Source organism: Streptosporangium sp. NPDC023825, assembly GCF_040639575.1.
Taxonomy (GTDB): domain Bacteria; phylum Actinomycetota; class Actinomycetes; order Streptosporangiales; family Streptosporangiaceae; genus Streptosporangium.
The window spans coordinates 42,211-57,942 of the sequence record NZ_JBFAAE010000035.1; the positions used below are offsets into that span (position 1 = coordinate 42,211).

Below are 15,732 nucleotides of genomic sequence, written 5' to 3' on the forward strand. Positions count from 1 at the left end.
CCGATGTGCGACATTGGAGTGCGGGACTTACGCTCTTTGTCGACAAACATGGTGGAGCCGTGGACGACACCGACTGGGAACGTTTGATCGACCAGCTCGGCAGGGGTGACTGCGCCCCTTTCCTCGGAGCGGGAGCCTGCGCCGGCACCCTTCCCACCGGCACCGTCCTCAGCAACCGGTACGCCCTCCGCTACGGATATCCGTTCGCCGACGCGGGCGACCTGGCCCGCGTGATGCAGTACGGCGAGGCCGTGGTGCGCGATCCGGTCGACCTCAAGGAGACGGTCTGCGGCCACCTGCGCTCGCACGGGCGGCCTCCCATCGGCGATCCCGGGGAGCCGCACCGGCTGCTGGCCGGTTTCCCGGTGACGACGTTCCTCACGACGAACTACGACGACTTCCTGGCCGGGGCGTTGCGGGCGGAGGGCAAGGAGCCCCACGTGGCCGTCTCCCCCTGGTGGGACACCGACCCGGCCGCGGCCCCCTTTCTGCCGGAGCCGACGGTGGAGCGGCCCGTCGTCTACCATCTGCACGGAAGCTGGGCGGAGCCCGCGTCGCTGGTGCTGACCGAGGCCGACTACCTGACGTACCTTGTCAACATGGTGGACGCCGTCGCGACCGACGGAAGGCACCCGCTGCCGACCCCGATCCTGCGGGCGATGACCACCAGGCCGCTGCTGTTCGTGGGCTACAGCCTGCAGGACTGGACGTTCCGGGTGCTGTTTCACGGCCTGGTGCGCAACACGCCCCGCAGCAACAAGCGGCGGCATGTGAGCGTGCAGCTCATGCCCGAGGTCAACGGGTCGGCGGGCGACGCCGGGGCCGCCGAGGACAAGGCCAGGCGCTACATCACCCACTATCTCGACCGCTGGAACATCTCGATCTTCCTGGGGACCGCCTCGGAGTTCTGCGCGGAACTCCGGCGGAGAATGGGACGGATGCCATGACGACCGCGACGCGCGGCGGTGACGGGACCATCCGGCCGTACGTGGGGCTGCGCCCCTACGACCGGAGCGAGCACGCGCTGTTCTTCGGGCGGGAGCGCGAGGCCCGCGACATCGCCACCATCTGGCAGGCCACAGGCCTCACCGTGCTGTTCGGGGCCTCGGGGGTCGGCAAGACGTCCCTTCTCCACGCGGGTGTCCTGCCGCGCGTGGAGCCCGAGCGCGCCGACGTCCTGCCCGTCGCCCGCGTGTCTCCCCACGGCATCACCGCACTGCGCCCGAAGGTGGCCGGCAACCCCTACGTGCTGGCGCTGCTGTCGGCCTGGGCGCCGGACCGGCCGCTGCCCGCCCTGGCCGGGCTGACGGTCTCGGACTTCCTGGCGGAACGCCCGGAACGCGTCGACAGGTACGGCGACCCCGTACCCGTCCTGGTGGCCGTCGACCAGGCGGAGGAGCTGTTCGGCGGCCCGCTCGACCGGGAGGAGGAGCGTCAGGGACTCCTGCGCCAGCTGGCGAGCGCGGTGGAGGACCACGACGGCCTCCACCTGCTGCTGTCGCTGCGCGAGGAGTATCTGGCCTCCGTCCTTCCCTACGAGCGCCCGCTGGGCCGTGGCTCGCGGGCGCGGTTCCAGTTGCTGCCGCTCACCCGCGCCGCGGCGCTCGACGCCACCACGAGGCCGCTCGAGGGTACCGGCCGGCTCTTCGCCCCCGGCGCCGCGGAACAGCTCGTCGACGACCTGCGCACCGTCCCGATCTCCAACGACGAGGGACAGACCACCACGCTGACCCTGAACACCGTCGAGCCGGTCCAGCTGCAGGTCGTCTGCTCCGCGCTGTGGGAGTCGCTGCCCCCCGGCCTGCGGGAGATCAGCGTGGAGCACGTGAAACTGCACGTGAACGTCGACCGGTTCCTGACCGGCTTCTGCGATCGGATGCTCGCGCGCGTCTCGGCCGGGTCCGGTGTCACCTCGAGCGAGATCCGCGCCTGGTTGCGCGGGACCTTCGTCACCGAGCACGGGACGCGCAACACCGTCTACGAGGGCCTGCACGAGACGGCCGGCATGCCGAACGCCGTCGCCAAGGCGCTGGAGGACTCCCACATCCTGCGGGGCGAGCACCGGCTGGGAATCCGCTGGTACGAGCTGCAGCACGACCGCCTCATCGGCTCGGTGCGCCAGTCGCGGCACCCGGCGGCCTATCTCGACGACGCGAGGCTGGCCCTGGCCAGGCGGGGCTGGGAGACGGCCCGCGGCCTCGCGGAGGAGGCCGTCCGCGCCTCGGGGAGCGGCGAGACCTGGGTGCGCGCCGAGGCCCTGCTGATCCTGGGAGAGGTGGCGTCGGCGGAGGGCGAGGCGGAGAGCGCGCTGAGCCGGTTCGAGGAGGCGGCCGGCATGTTCGCGACGCTCCAGCGGTTCAACGGGGTGGCCTCCGCGCTGACCGGGGAGGGGCGGCTCTGGCTGTCGCAGGGACACCACGACAGGGCGGTCGAGCGGCTGCGCGCCGCCCTGTCCTGGGTTCCCAACGACCTGCCCGCGCATCTGGCGCTCGGGCAGGCCCTGTGGCACCTGGGACAGCCGCGCGCCGCCCTCGCCCTGCTCAACGGGGCCGTGGCGCTCGCGGACGAGCCTCCCGCCGAGGCGCTCGCGCTGCGCGGCGAGATCCTGGCCGACCTCGGAAAGGCCACGGAGGCCCTGCGCGACCTGGACCTCGTGCGCAGGCACCAGCGGCCGGCCACGATCGCCGCCAGGGCGCTGGCCCTCGCCCTGGAGCGGCGGTTCGACGCCGCCCAGCAGGAGATCCTCGACGCGCTCGCCGACGGGTCCGACAGCGGTCCCGTCCTGGTGCGGGCCGCGCGCGTCCACGCCCTGCTGGGAAGGGCCGTGACGGCGGAGAGACTCGCCTCGCGGGCGCTCGGCGCGGTCACTCCTGGACTTCCGCCACATCTGCGGAAGCAGGCCGAGGAGCTCCTGCGGAGAACGGCGTGACATCGTCGCTCCTCGCCGCCTCCCACATGTGGTCGAACTGGTTCACCCAGTAGGTGAACCAGCGCTCGTCGCGACCGCGGGTCAGCTCCAGGTGCATGCGCGAGGAGGTCGACGCGTTGTGGTAGCCGTGGATCTCCACGATGACACGGCCCCCGGGGGTTTCCGGGTCGACGAGCACGAGGCTGAATTCCGGATTGTAGGAAAGCAGCCGGTACTGGAACTCCCCCGCCGTTTTCCAGCCGTTCATCAGCCGGAGGCGTTCCATCGTGCTGTCCAGCGCGGCGGGGAGCCGTTGCACGGGAAACTCGATCGCATCGTCCAGCTGTTTCGCGGCCTGCCGCACGGCCGCCTTCTCCAGGGGGTCGAGAATGACGATCCTGACATTTCCTCGCTCCCGTGCGAGCACCGTGTTGCGCATGAGCTCGCAGGTCTGCGCCGACAGCAGGTTGACCGCGGACGGCGCGAACACCCGCACGTCGCGCGCCTGGGCGAGCAGCGACGACAGCGGTACCACGTCGTACACGGAACGGTCGTGCAGAAGGCCGGCCGACGACTCGGCCTGCTCCGCGGGCAGGGTGATCCGGTAGAGGAGCAATCCGACTCCGGAGAACAGGACCGCCCATCTGAGGTCGACGTCCAGTTTGTCGGCGAAGATCGAGAGAAAGGCGAAGGCGAAGAGGACGAACGTGAGAGCGTACGCGTCGATGTGCTGCCGAGCCTTGAGATCCCTGCCGATTCTTCGGAGCGAACGCACGCCGACCCCCAGCTCTTTGGGCGCTGTCGAAATAGCTATGCCCATTGTCCGGGGTGGGATCTCGCGATTTTCGATCTCGTGAATTCCGGCCGGCCGGGCCCTCCCCGTTGCGGAAAGGCCCGGCATCCGTAATCCCGTTCTCCGGCCGCGCCCGCTCGGCCCGCGCCCGCCCTGACCGCCTTGGCCGGTTCGACCGGTTCGACTTGTGACCGGCTAGACGGCGACCGGCTGGCGGCGGCGCTGCCGGAGGCCGTCGACGGCGAGGGCCCCGCCGCCGCTGAAGGCGACGGCCAGGGTGCCGGCGGCGAGGGCGAGCACGAACTCGTAGCCGCCCTCCCCCACCGAGAAGCCGTTGGCGAGGTGGACGAAGACGATGGCGCCGAGCATGTTGAGCGCGAGCAGGACGCCGAACACGGGCAGGGCCGCGCCCAGGATGAGCGCGACGCCGCCGACGACCTCGAGGACGGCGACCGCCGGTGCGGCGACGGCCGCGAGCGGGATCCCCGCGGACTCGAAGAACCCGGTGGTCTTGTCCAGTCCCGTCAGGAACTTCTGGGCGCCGTGGACCAAGAAGATCACGCCGAGGGCGATCCGCGCCAGCAGAAAGGCGTAGGGCCGTGCCTGGTCAAGCATGATGACTCCTCTTGTCATTCGAATTTGTACTAAACCATAGCGGTTAGTTCAAATTTGAACAAGCCGTACAATACTCCGGTGAGCGACACGAAATGGCTCAATGAGAGCGAAATGGCCGCGTGGATGGCCTATGTGGCCGCGACGCACCTTCTGGAGCGACGTGTCGAGGACCAGCTGAAGGCCGACTCGGGTCTGACCCATGCGCAGTACGAGATCCTGGCGAAACTCTCCCAGCAGCCCGGCGGGCAGCTGCGGATGACCGAGCTGGCCAACCGGCTGATCGTTTCGAAGAGCGGTCTCACCTACCAGATCGGGCAGCTGGAGCGGAGGGGGCTCGTGACGCGGGCGGCGTGCCCGTCGGACGAGCGGGGCGTGCTGGCCGTGCTCACCGAGGAGGGAATGCGCTGCCTGGAGCGGACCGCGCCGGGGCATGTGGCCGTCGTGCGCGCCTTCCTGATCGACCGGCTCACCCCCGAGGAGGTCGAGACCATGCGGCAGATCATGACGAAGGCCGCCGCGGCCATGAAGGCCGCGCCGGCGGGCCCGCTACGCACCCGGCATCCGGGCAAAAGCCCAGGGTAACGCGCGGAACGGATCTGAGGGACCGGTTCTCCCTTTCGGCCACGGAACCGCGGCGAAGACGGAAGAATCCGGTACGGCTCGCGCGGGGGGCATACCGCGCGAGCCGTACCGGATCACGGCCGCACCGCCGGGTCAGGCGGCGGTGCAGCTGACCGAGGAGGGCGCACCGTTGCTGCCCGACCAGTTACCGGTGAACCCGAAGGACGCCGAGGCGCCCGGGGAGAGGTTGCCGTTGTGCGACACGTTCCGCACCGAGACGCTCGCACCGCTCTGGGTGTGCTGCCCGTTCCAGAGCTGGGTGATGCTCTGGCCGTTGGGGAAGGACCAGCTCACCGTCCAGCCCGAGAGGGCCGCGGTGCCGGTGCTCTGCACGGACACGTCGGCCTGGAAGCCGCCCTGCCAGGAGCCGGCCACCTTGTAGGAGGCCGTGCAGGCCTTGCCCACGCCCGGCGTCGGGGTCACGGTCGGGGTCACGGTGGGCGTGGGATTCGGGGTGACGGGCGGGGCCGCCATGGCCAGCTCGTAGGCGCGCTGCGGGACGAACTGCCCGGCCCCGGCGATGCAGCCGTCGGCCTCGCCCGGCAGCTTGATCCACAGGAAGGCGTCGATCATCGAGTCGCCGGTGGCGTTGGTGCTCGGCGTGCCGATCGCCCGGCCGCCCGGGTCACACCACTCGCTGCCCTGCGGGCCGTTGCCGTTGCGGCTGGTGTCGATCACCGCGCGGAGCCGGGAGACGCCGGTGGCGGAGATGACGTTCTTGGCGTACGCGATCTCGGTGGAGCTCCACCGGTAGTTGGAGACGTTCAGGGATATGCCGTCGGCGCTGTTCGCCACGTCCGCGGCCCTCAGGCGGGCGCCGGCCTCCGACGGTGACAGCCATCCCGAGTGCCCGATGTCGAAGTAGACCTTGGCCGAGGACGAGGCGGCCCTCAGCTTCTTGCCGGCGTACGCCATGGAGGCGTTGGTCTCCTGCTGCTGGGAGGAGTTCATGCAGTTGGTCATGATCGGGAGCACGTCGGGCTCCAGGATGATCGACGCCGGGCGTCCCTGGAGACCGGCGGCCACCTCGTCGATCCACTGCCGGTAGGCCGTGTGGTTGGGCGCGCCGCCCGTGCTCGCGCCGCTGCAGTCGCGGTTGGGGATGTTGTAGACGACGAGGATGGGGATCTTGCCCGCTCCCTGCGCCGCTCCGACGAACGCCGACACCTGCCCGCGCACGGCGGAGGTGTTGGTGGTGGTGAACCACCGGGCCTGCGGCACGGCGGCGATCCGGTCGCGGATGACCGGCGCCCTGGAGTCCCCGGGGTTGGCCGCGACCCACTTGGCGGCGCTGGTCTCGGGATCGACGTAGAACGGGGAGTCGGCGGCGGACGCGCCGGAGGCGGCGGCGACCGCGGCACCTGACACGATCACCAGCGCCGCGCAGAGCGTGGCCAGGATCGACCTTCTTGGCATGGAACGGCTCCTTCGAGGGAGGCATGGGAGCGCTCCCACCATAGGTGGCGCACCCTTCCCTGACGTAGGGGGCACAGGCGCCGCCTCACACCGTTACACGCTGACCTGTGCGAACACCCTGGCGTGCGTTGAAAGTTTCACCGCCTCGGTCCCCTCCCGGCACGTGGCACGCCGATCCCGTCGATCGGCGGGGAAGAGCCCGCGGAGCGGCGGCGGCCCGGCCGAAGCCGCCCCGGGGCCCCGTGTCCCGGGCCCGTGGTCCCGGAGGCCGTCCTGGAGACCGTCCCCGAGGCCGTGGCCCGAAGGCCCGCGGTCTGGAACCCTGGTCTGCCATGGGCAGGACGACGGTGGGGGCGTGGTTCGCGGGCAGGCTCCCCTCACCCGGGGAGAGATGGTCCGCGGCGAGGCGTTCGCGCGTCGCCGACGTGCTTCTCGCGCTGGGCGTGTGGGCGGTGTACGTCACCCTGAGCGTCCTCCAGGACAGGTTCGGCACGCGAGAGCTCCCCCTTTTGACATTCGCGTTCTTCACCGTCTCGTCGGCGGCCCTGGTGTGGTGGCGGCGCCGGCCGATCGGCGTCGTGGCCGTCACCGTGGTCTGCGACTGTGTGATCGTCGTGTCGACGGGCTGGCAGGGGTACGGCCTGCAGGCGATGCTGGCCCTGTACGCGGCGGGCAGGTACGGCGTGGCCCTGCACGCCTGGGTCGCGGCCGTGGCGGTGGGCCTGTTCTACCCGGCGGTGTCGACGGCCGTCCAGCTCGCCACCGGAGCCGGACGCCAGGACTCCGGCTCCCTCGGGGTGTTCGTCCCGCTGCTGCTCGTCGGGCTGGGCAGGCTGGTGTGGCTGCGCCGGGAGACCGCCCGCAGGAGGCAGGCCGAACTCGCCGAGGAGATCGTACGGGCCGAGCGCCGCCACATCTCCCGCGAGCTGCACGACGTGGTCGCCCACAACATCAGCACGATGCAGGTCCTGATGGGGGCGGCGCGCACGACCATGGCCCGCGATCCCGCCGGGGCGCAGGCCGCCCTGCTCAGCGCCGAGCGCGCCGGGCGGGAGGCGATGGCGGAGATGCGGCAGTTGCTGCACGTGCTGCGTGCCGACCGGGCGGACGACCCGGCAGGCCCTGGGGCCGCCCCCGTGGACGGCGGCTCCCCCACCGGCGCGGGAACCGGCCTCCCCGGCGAGGCGGGTCCTCCCGGTGGGACGGGCTCTTCCGGTGGGGCGGGGCGTCCCGGTGGGACGGGCTCTCCCGCCCGCGGGGCCTCGGCCCTGCCCTCGCTGGTCGGCCGGGCCCGCGAGGCGGACCAGCCCGCCGTCCTGGAGGTGACCGGCACCCCGGGCAGGCTGCCCGCCGCGGTCGACCACGCCGTCTACCGCATCGTCCAGGAGTCGCTGACCAACGCGCGCAAGCACGCCGGAAACGTCCCGGTGAGGGTGCGGGTCGAGTACGGGCCCGCCGCGGTCGAGGTGGAGGTGGCCGACGAGGGGCCCGGGACGGCCGCTGCCGGGAAGAAGTACGAAGGCCACTCCGGCGGAGGTTTCGGGCTGGGCGGCATGGCCGAACGTGTGGCACTCTGCGGTGGGCGGCTGGAGACGGGTCCCCTGCCCGGCGGGGGTTTCCGGGTCCACGCGCGGTTGCCCCTCCCGGTGCTGGGAACGGACGGACGGGGAGACGCCGGCGAGAGACCGGCCGAGCAGGAGGCGGCCGGCCGTCCACCGGTCGCGGGCAGGCCTGTCGGAAGGGAAGCGGCGGAACGGGAAGCGACCGGACAGGAAGAACCCGGACGGGAACCCACGGGGCCCGAACCCACCGGGCGAAAACCGGCAGAGCGGGAGGGAAAGACATGATCAGGGTGCTGGTCGTCGACGACCAAGCGCTGGTGCGCTCCGGCTTCCGGATGATCCTGAACGCCCAGGACGACCTCTCCGTGGTGGGAGAGGCGGGCGACGGCGAGGAGGCGCTCGCCCTCGCCCGCGACCTGCTGCCCGACGTGGTGCTGATGGACCTGCACATGCCGGAGGCCGACGGCGTCACCGCCACCGGGCGGATCACCGCCGAGCTGCCCGGCGTGCGCGTGCTCGCGCTGAGCACCTTCGACCTGGACGAGTACGTCGTCGACGCCCTGCGCGCCGGGGCCTCGGGCTTCCTGCCCAAGGACGTCTCCCCCGAGGAACTGCTGGAGGGGGTGCGGGTGGTGCACCGCGGCGACTCGGTCGTCGCGCCGCGGCTGCTGACCCGGCTGATCGGCACCTTCGTCCGCGCCGTACGGCCCCGGCCCGCGACGATGCCGCCGGAGCTCGCCGGTCTGACCGGCCGCGAGCGGGAGGTGCTGGTCCTCATCGCGCACGGGCGGTCGAACCCGGAGATCGCCGAAACGCTCGACGTGGCGGCCTCCACCGTGAAGAACCACGTGACCAGCCTGTTCGCCAAACTCGGCGTCCGCGACCGCGCCCAGGCCGTGGTCGTCGCCTACGAGGCGGGCTTCGTCACCCCGGGCACCACCGGCTGACCCCTGCGCGCCTGCCCCGGCGCTGTCATCGCCCCGGGCACCACCGGCTGACCCCTCCCCGGCACACCGGATGTCCTCTCCGGCACCCCTCCCGGGCTGTGACGGCCGCCCCTCCCGGGCACCGCCCGGCTCCCGTCCGGCTCCCCGGCCCGTCTGGGACCGTGCTCCCAGACGGGGGCGCGACCGGTGCCCGGTTCCCAGGCGGGAAACCGTTCCTCGCGGCGAGGGACGGGGCCCGGTCGTGGACGAGCCTGGGAACATGAACGGAAACCAGCGATCCATCACACGCCGGACCGCGACGGCGCTCGTCACGGCGGGAACCTGCGGGACGCTTCTCCTCTCGCTCCTCACCGCCCCGAACGCCGCCGCCCGCGGCCACGACACGTCCTCCGCCGCCACGCGGGCCGGGGCGGGGAAGGCGGGCGGAGAGGCCGGGAGGGGCGCGGGCGGGTTCCGGCATCCGTGCGCCTCCGCGAAGACCCGCTGCGACGGGGAGATACGGGTTCCGCTCGACTGGGGCGACCCGGACTCGGAGCGGATCGCGGTGGCGTTCGCCTGGCTGCCCAGGAAGGACACCTCCCGCCCGGCCTCCGGGACCGTGCTGGCCAATCCGGGCGGGCCGCTGTCGGCGCTCCCCGCGGTGCCGTCCCTGGCCGAGAGCCTGGGACCGGTGCTCGACCGGCACAACCTGCTGGTGGTCGAGCCGCGCGGGCTGGGGAAGCCCGCCCCGCTGCTCTGCCCGGGGCTCGACCTGACAGTCCGGGAGACCGTCAGAGCCTGCGCCGCCCGCCTCGGCCCTCGTAGCCGGTTCTTCACCGCCGACCAGGCCGTCACCGACATGAACGCCGTCCGCGACGCCCTGGGCGTGCCGAAGGTGACGTTCTACGGCATCTCGTACGGCACCCTGTTCGCCCAGGCGTACGCCACCCGCCACCCGGGCACCCTCTCCGGGGTGCTGCTCGACAGCGTGGTGCCCACGGGTGAGGACGGCTACGTGGCCGAGCGCATCCGCAAGCGCGCCGACCTGCTCGACGTGGCCTGCGACCCCTCACGCGCCTGCCGGCGCCTGCCGGGCGATCCCTCCGGCGCCTTCTCGAAGCTGGTACGGCAGCTGCGCGCCCACCCCGATCCGGAGATCCGGTTGTCGTCGCTCGCGCGCCTGCCGGACTTCCTCTTCATCCCGGTGGCCGGCCGCGAGGCCGGCGCGGCCGTCGCCGCCTACCTGGACGGCGACCCGCTCCCGCTGCGCCGCCTCGTGCGGATGGTCGACGGGGCACCGGGCCAGCCGCTGCGCGCGCCGGAGCTGGCGGGCCTGCTCTCCTACGTGTGCGCCGACAGCGCCTTCCCGTTCGAGCGCGCCGCACCGGCGGACGAGCGGCGGCGCCAGATGGACCGCCACTACGACGAGGAACGCCCGTTCAGGCCGTTCACCGTCGCCGAGCTGGGCGGGCCTCCCGCCGGCATGCAGGACTCCTGCGTCGACTGGCCGACTCCCCGCACCAGCCCGCCGGTGCCGCCGGGCGCCGGGTACCCCCGGGTGCCGGTCCTGACCCTGGGCGGCGACTTCGACTCGACCACCCCGGCGGAGGCGGCCGCGGTGACCCGGCGCTTCCCGGACTCCACCTTCGCCCGGGTGCGCTTCGCCGGCCACAACCTCACCACGGGCGCCCAGGTGAACGAGTGCGTCCGCGGCGCGGCGCGCGCCTTCCTCGCCGACCCGGCCGCCTTCGACGACACGCCCCGCTGCGACGACGCGAACTACCGCGCCCTCGGCTCCTTCCCCCGGACCGTGGCGCAGGTGCCCCCGGCACGCGGCACCGGCCTGGACGCGAAGGAGCGGCGGATCCTCGCGGCCGCCTTCGCCACCGCCACCGACGCGACCGCCGGGCGCAACCCTCTCAGGTCCCCGTTCTGGCTGCCGGCCACGCGGGAGGGCCTGCGCGGCGGCCGGCTGACGTTCGACGACAAGGCGGGCACCGTCCGGCTGCGGGACGTCCGCTTCGTCGGCGACCTCACGGTGAACGGCGAGGTCCGGCTGGGCGGCGACGCCACGGCCCGGCTGACCGTCACCGGCGGCGACGGCGGATCGCACGCGCTGGAGCTGTCGTGGAAGGCGTTCCTGGCCGAGGACGACACCGCCGTCTCCGGTACCTTCGCGGGCCGCGGCTTCACCGCGACGATCCCCTCGCACTGACACCCCGGCCCGGCCCCGTGAGAAGAGCGGCCCGGCCCCTCACGGGGCCGGGCCGCTCTTCGGAGCGACCGCCGTAGCCGGTGCCGGTGGGACGGGAGGCGAGGGGAAGGGCGGTCGCGAGCGGCCGTACTCCCCCTGCTCCCCCTCGCCCCCTTTCACCGGCCTGCCGTCTCAGGCGGCCGGTTCACCCGTCGGGATCGTCGCGGCCGCAGCGACCGCCGCCGCAGCACGAGCGGTCCGTGCTTTCCCGGCCGTCGGCGTCGGTGACCGTCTCGAAAACGAACTCCGGTGCCTTGTCCTCGCGAGTGATGTCATCGTTCACGATGTTTCTCCCTCCAGGAGCGCCTGCCGAGGCAGGGCGGGACGACGACCCGATGCCGGGCCGGTTTCCCCGCGTACGGCACACCGGGTGCGCCGGGCGCGGAGGATCGGTGGCGACACCCGCGAGGGGTCGCGCCCCGGTCGCGGGCCGGCGACGGCGGCCGGGGTCCGGGCGGACGGCTCGTCCGGTGCGGCCCTTCGCGACCGGTGCCGCCCGCCGCGGGAGGGCGGCGGCCTGCCGCGATCCCGCGAAGGCGGGTGCGGGCCCTCCCGGGGGGGCGGCGCGTCCGGGTCAGGATCGTGACCACACCAGACCGGCCAGTGCGAGCTCGGCGAGTGTCTCCGCGGCGCGAGCGCGGTCACCGCCCACCTCGGCGATCACCTGGTCGGCGTCGCGGGTACCGTCACAGCAGGCCAGCAGCATCGCGGTGCCCTCACCGATCCGGTAGGCCCGCACGACGGGCGCCCGCCAGCGGCGCTGCAGCAGCACTCGCGTCCGCACCGCGGGCAGCTCGCCGATCGGCGGCCCCGCGGTGACGTCGTGGGTGTAGGTCCCGACCCCGGCGGCGGCCGACAGCCGGAGGGCCCCGGCCGGCGGCCGGCCGTCCGAGCCCGCCACGGCGGCGGCGCGGGCGGCCAGCGCGGCGTCCCGGTCGTGGACCAGCGCGGCGCGCGCCAGCTCGTAACGGGCGTAGGCGGCCAGCCGCGGTACCGCGTGGATCGCCAGCCAGGCCGTCAGCCGTTCGGACTCCCCCATCCCGAACGGCCGGTCCACCGGCTGCGGGCGGCATGGCGCGCCGCGGGTGAACTGCTCCCACAGGGCACGGTGACCGCCGGTGAGTTCGGCGACCGTGTCCGGCAGGCAGGCGGCGACCGCCGACCGCAGCTTGCCCCGCACGCCGTCGTGCGTCACCCGGTAGCCGTCGGGCGCGGCACCGCTCAACATGGCCAGCTCGGCGTCGCTCAGCTCGTACCGGCGCTGCAGTCTCACCGGGTCCTCGCGCAGCAGCGCGGACTCCGCCTCGCAGGTCAGCATCGCCGCGAGCGCGTCCTGCACGCCCATCACGCGCCCCCCGCCGGTCGCGCCGCCACCCGCCCGCCGTCCGAGCCTCCGGTGCGGGAGCGCAGCACGGTTCGCGCGCGGTCGATCTCGGCCAGCAGGTCGCCGAAGTCGTCGGGGAAGTTCTGGTCGCGTTCGACCAGCGTGGCGTTGACGTGCGTACGCGACACCAGCTCCGCCAGCAGGTCCCACACCCGGTCCGGGATCGCGGCACCGTGGCTGTCGAGGGACAGCCGGCCACCGTCGCCGTCGCCGTCGCCGTCGACGCCGACGCCGCCCGCCAGATGCACCTGGACGACCCGTTCGAGCGGGATGGCGTCGAGGAACCCCAGCGGGTCGAAGCCGTGGTTGCGCGCGTTGATGTCGAGATTGGCCAGGTCCAGCAGCAGGCCGCACTCGCAGTGCTCCATCACCTCGGTGATGAACTGCGCCTCGGTCAGCGGGGTGGCCAGGTCCACGTAGTAGGTGATGTTCTCCAGCAGGAACGGCCGGCCCACCGCCTCCTGCACCCGCCGCGCCCTGCGCCCCAGCCGCCGGGCGACCTCCCGGGTCCGCGGCAGCGGCACCAGCAGCCCCACGTCGACCCTTTCGGTGCGGGTGAAGCACAGGTGGTCGCTGAACCACGGCGCGCCGATGTCCGCCACCAGTGCGGCCAGCGCCTCCACATACGCCCCGTCCGGTTCCCGCTCCGAGCCGATGGACAGTTCCACCCCGTGTGGCACGACCGGGAACAGGCGGACCAGCTCCTCCAGCCGCTCGCGCTCGTCGGCCGGGGCGAACAGGTAACGCTCGGTGATCACTTCCAGCCAGTCGATCCGGCCGGCGTGCGCCTCGATCGCCTCGGCCAGTTCCACGCGATGTCCCAGGCCGGACCCCAGTGCGGGCAACCCTGTCAGCATGTGGTTCTCCCATCACCTCACAGTGATGTTCACGAGCACCTGATGTTCACGAGCACCGCGCAACGGCTGTACCCCGCAACCTGCCCGGCGGGATCGGGGCCACGCCGGGCCGCCACGCCAAACTTCCGCAAAGCGAAGGCCTGTCCGCCATTGCCGGGAATCAGGGAGATGGGCCAAGATCAATGGTTGATCCGCCGCGGCACGCGCCGCGGCTCACCGTCGAAGGGGAGACAAGTGACTGGGTCCGTTACAAGGGTCGTCGCCGTGACGGCCCTGGCCGCCGGCATTCTCGCGGCCAATCCGGCATACACGGCGTACGCGGCCTCCGCCCCCTACACTCCCGAAGGCCTCTGCGGAGCGGGGTTCACCCGGGCGAAGGACGGCGTCCGTCCTCTCAAGTCCGGACGTGACACCTTCGGCCACGTCTACCTCATGTACAACCGCAGCACCGGTTACAACTGCGTGGTCAGCATCAAAACCGCCTTCTACCGGACCGCCACCTACACCACCGCCACCCTGACGGTGAAAGGCAGCAAGCCGAAGACCGACGCGGGCAAGTTCAAGTACTACGCCGGGCCGGTCAAGGTGAAGGCCCGCGGCAAGTGCGTCTCGTACTGGGGCAGCACCCGGGACACACGCCTGGACTACGCCGAGGCGACCGGCGGCCGCAAAACCTTCGGCAACTGCGGGTAGGGGATCTCGAGCACCGGGCCACCGCGGCCGGGCGGTGGCCGGACCCGCTCTCCCCTGTCCGTGTATCGGCGGGTCAGAGACCGCTCAGGCCGAGCTCTCTGGCGATGAGCATCCGCTGGACCTCGCTGGTGCCCTCGCCGATCTCCAGGATCTTGGCGTCGAAGTTCGCTGCCCTACGACTTCGTCGTTACTGCACCTCTGAGCTGGGAAATCTCTTGCTGTTACTTGTGATCATTTGTCATTGGTAGCCGCCCTCCGGCAGAACTGGGGCAGAACTAGAGGCAAGATCGAACGCCGACCGGCCGCGTTTGGCCCGCGAAGTCGCCGGTCACACACAGTGAGATCCCCTTGGAAGCGACCCGCCCAGCATCACCAAGTCACCCGGTCGCCTGATCCACGTACTGGGACTCTTCCCACGCAGTGACATCCGCCATCTTGTAACGGACGTACTTGCCAATCTTCATGAAGCGCGGACCACCCCCACGTGAATTCCACGGGTGGACCGTACCGAGGGGCACGCCTACACGTAGCGCGAGATCACCCGGCGTCAGGTATTTTCCCGCCACCGATCCCTCCTCAGGGTCTTCAGTCCGGGAAGCGGTCGTCAGCGTAAATTTGGGCAACAGCCCTTATTTATCGCAGAAGTTATAGATTTACCGGGTCTTACACATATGACGCATTAGGTGAATAATAGTGAGTTGGGTGCGTAACGACAATCGTTGGTAGATAACGCCAAGCCCTGGCACCCCCTTGAAGATCTCTCCAATATGCGTGTTGACTGAGGTACTTCGGCGATCACTTCGTGAGCGTTGCGTTCCACGCCAGCGTCGCGAGCAGCCCAAGGCTCAGTGCGATCAGTACCGTCGCCCCGAGCCGACCTCAGCTCACGGACGCCAGGGGCCACGCCGCGCCCCCTGTTACCGCGGCCCCCCACAGCGGCCTGTCTGCGGCGGCGAGCACTTCCTCCAGGGCGGCCTGCATGTCGCCCGACGTGGCCCGCGCGGGGGCGGCCTTCGGCGCGGACGTCTTCCGGCCGCCCTTGAGCGTGGCGGCGTACTCGTCGTAGAAGCCGAGGGTCACCTCGTCGAAGCGGCCGGCCGCCGGGCGGAGCACGATCTTTTAGCAGGGCTCCCAAAAGGGCTAAAGGGTACGAAGTGCTCACCCGCCGGCGGCTACCGGTTCGAATCTGCCCAACAGCAGACTCGATAACTCTGATTAGGAGGCGCAGACCGGCCCGAGCCCAGTCGATCGAGGACGGTCCGGCAGCAAGCACCACCTGATCACCGACGCCACCGGCATCCCGCTCACCGTCATCCTCACCGGAGGCAACCGCAACGACGTCACTCGGCTGATCCCGCTACTGCAGGCCATCCCGCCCGTGCGTGGCAAGCGTGACCGGCCTCGCCGACGGCCCGACGTCGTCCTGGCCGACCGCGGCTACGACCACGACAAGTACCGCAAGCAGGTCCGCGCCCTGAACATCCGCCCGCTGATCGCCCGACGCGGTACCGAGCACGGCTCTGGCCTGGGAAAACAGCGCTGGGTCGTGGAACAGGCCTTCGCCTTGCTGCACCACTTCCGCCGGTTGCGCATCCGCTGGGAAGTCCGCGACGACATCCACGAAGCCTTCCTCAGCCTCGGCTGCGCCTTGATCTGCTGGCGCCGCCTCAACTCATTGTGTTAGCAGCTCTAAAGCGGCACTC

The 15,732-nt window shown here is 71.7% G+C and carries 15 protein-coding genes and 1 pseudogene; 8 read left to right on the plus strand and 8 right to left on the minus strand.

Annotation, left to right across the window (positions count from 1 at the left end):
- The first annotated feature begins 59 nt into the window (after positions 1-59).
- Positions 60-947 carry an SIR2 family protein gene (locus tag AB0G15_RS26840; protein ID WP_362844980.1) on the plus strand — a complete coding sequence of 296 codons (888 nt, stop codon included), beginning with the start codon at positions 60-62 and terminating at the stop codon, positions 945-947.
- Entirely contained in the window at positions 944-2,929 is a 1,986-nt protein-coding gene (locus AB0G15_RS26845) for a tetratricopeptide repeat protein (RefSeq protein WP_362844983.1), read from the plus strand. Before AB0G15_RS26840 ends, AB0G15_RS26845 begins: the two co-directional genes overlap by 4 nt.
- Here AB0G15_RS26845 and AB0G15_RS26850 read toward each other — a convergent pair.
- Both AB0G15_RS26850 and AB0G15_RS26855 read right to left on the minus strand, forming a co-directional pair.
- The gene (locus AB0G15_RS26850; protein WP_362844985.1) at positions 2,865-3,683 is read right to left on the minus strand and encodes a hypothetical protein; all 819 of its coding nucleotides are present in this window, start codon (positions 3,681-3,683) and stop codon (positions 2,865-2,867) included. The genes AB0G15_RS26845 and AB0G15_RS26850 overlap by 65 nt on opposite strands.
- Before the next feature lie 213 nt (positions 3,684-3,896).
- Positions 3,897-4,316: a DoxX family protein gene (locus AB0G15_RS26855; RefSeq protein WP_362844987.1), complete on the minus strand. Its 420-nt coding sequence runs from the start codon at positions 4,314-4,316 to the stop codon at positions 3,897-3,899.
- A 78-nt stretch (positions 4,317-4,394) separates the two neighbouring features.
- On the opposite strand from AB0G15_RS26855, the gene AB0G15_RS26860 reads away from it, so the two are divergent.
- Entirely contained in the window at positions 4,395-4,898 is a 504-nt protein-coding gene (locus AB0G15_RS26860) for a MarR family transcriptional regulator (RefSeq protein WP_362844989.1), read from the plus strand.
- A gap of 132 nt (positions 4,899-5,030) precedes the next feature.
- On the opposite strand, the gene AB0G15_RS26865 is transcribed toward AB0G15_RS26860, so the two are convergent.
- Positions 5,031-6,353: a glycoside hydrolase family 6 protein gene (locus tag AB0G15_RS26865; RefSeq protein ID WP_362844991.1), complete on the minus strand. Its 1,323-nt coding sequence runs from the start codon at positions 6,351-6,353 to the stop codon at positions 5,031-5,033.
- 332 nt (positions 6,354-6,685) lie between these two features.
- Between AB0G15_RS26865 and AB0G15_RS26870 the strand changes: the two genes are divergently transcribed.
- The 3 genes from AB0G15_RS26870 (at position 6,686) to AB0G15_RS26880 (ending at position 11,056) form a co-directional block, all read left to right on the plus strand.
- A complete protein-coding gene (locus tag AB0G15_RS26870) occupies positions 6,686-8,200 on the plus strand; it encodes a histidine kinase (protein ID WP_362844993.1) in 1,515 nt (504 codons plus the stop codon).
- Positions 8,197-8,862, plus strand: coding sequence for a response regulator transcription factor (locus AB0G15_RS26875; RefSeq protein WP_362844996.1), 666 nt, complete (start codon positions 8,197-8,199; stop codon positions 8,860-8,862). Before AB0G15_RS26870 ends, AB0G15_RS26875 begins: the two co-directional genes overlap by 4 nt.
- A gap of 259 nt (positions 8,863-9,121) precedes the next feature.
- A complete protein-coding gene (locus AB0G15_RS26880) occupies positions 9,122-11,056 on the plus strand; it encodes an alpha/beta hydrolase (RefSeq protein ID WP_362844998.1) in 1,935 nt (644 codons plus the stop codon).
- Between the two features lie 184 nt (positions 11,057-11,240).
- On the opposite strand, the gene AB0G15_RS26885 is transcribed toward AB0G15_RS26880, so the two are convergent.
- The 3 genes from AB0G15_RS26885 to AB0G15_RS26895 form a co-directional block, all read right to left on the minus strand.
- Entirely contained in the window at positions 11,241-11,378 is a 138-nt protein-coding gene (locus AB0G15_RS26885) for a hypothetical protein (protein WP_362845001.1), read from the minus strand.
- Between the two features lie 291 nt (positions 11,379-11,669).
- The gene (locus AB0G15_RS26890; protein ID WP_362845003.1) at positions 11,670-12,440 is read right to left on the minus strand and encodes a hypothetical protein; all 771 of its coding nucleotides are present in this window, start codon (positions 12,438-12,440) and stop codon (positions 11,670-11,672) included.
- On the minus strand, positions 12,440-13,336 hold the full coding sequence (locus AB0G15_RS26895) for a DUF692 domain-containing protein (RefSeq protein ID WP_362845006.1): 897 nt from the start codon (positions 13,334-13,336) through the stop codon (positions 12,440-12,442). The genes AB0G15_RS26890 and AB0G15_RS26895 overlap by 1 nt, the downstream gene beginning before the upstream one ends.
- 234 nt (positions 13,337-13,570) lie before the next feature.
- Here AB0G15_RS26895 and AB0G15_RS26900 point away from each other — a divergent pair, with 234 nt between their 5' ends.
- A complete protein-coding gene (locus AB0G15_RS26900; RefSeq protein WP_362845008.1) occupies positions 13,571-14,029 on the plus strand; it encodes a hypothetical protein in 459 nt (152 codons plus the stop codon).
- Between the two features lie 73 nt (positions 14,030-14,102).
- On the opposite strand, the gene AB0G15_RS26905 is transcribed toward AB0G15_RS26900, so the two are convergent.
- Together AB0G15_RS26905 and AB0G15_RS26910 are read right to left on the minus strand one after the other, a co-directional pair.
- On the minus strand, positions 14,103-14,180 hold the full coding sequence (locus AB0G15_RS26905) for a hypothetical protein (RefSeq protein ID WP_362845102.1): 78 nt from the start codon (positions 14,178-14,180) through the stop codon (positions 14,103-14,105).
- A 728-nt stretch (positions 14,181-14,908) separates the two neighbouring features.
- Positions 14,909-15,142 (minus strand): hypothetical protein, encoded by a 234-nt coding sequence (locus AB0G15_RS26910; protein ID WP_362845011.1) that lies wholly within the window; start codon positions 15,140-15,142, stop codon positions 14,909-14,911.
- 112 nt (positions 15,143-15,254) lie between these two features.
- Here AB0G15_RS26910 and AB0G15_RS26915 point away from each other — a divergent pair.
- A pseudogene (locus AB0G15_RS26915) lies at positions 15,255-15,713 on the plus strand (IS5 family transposase); the annotation flags it as partial.
- Positions 15,714-15,732: the final 19 nt, after the last annotated feature.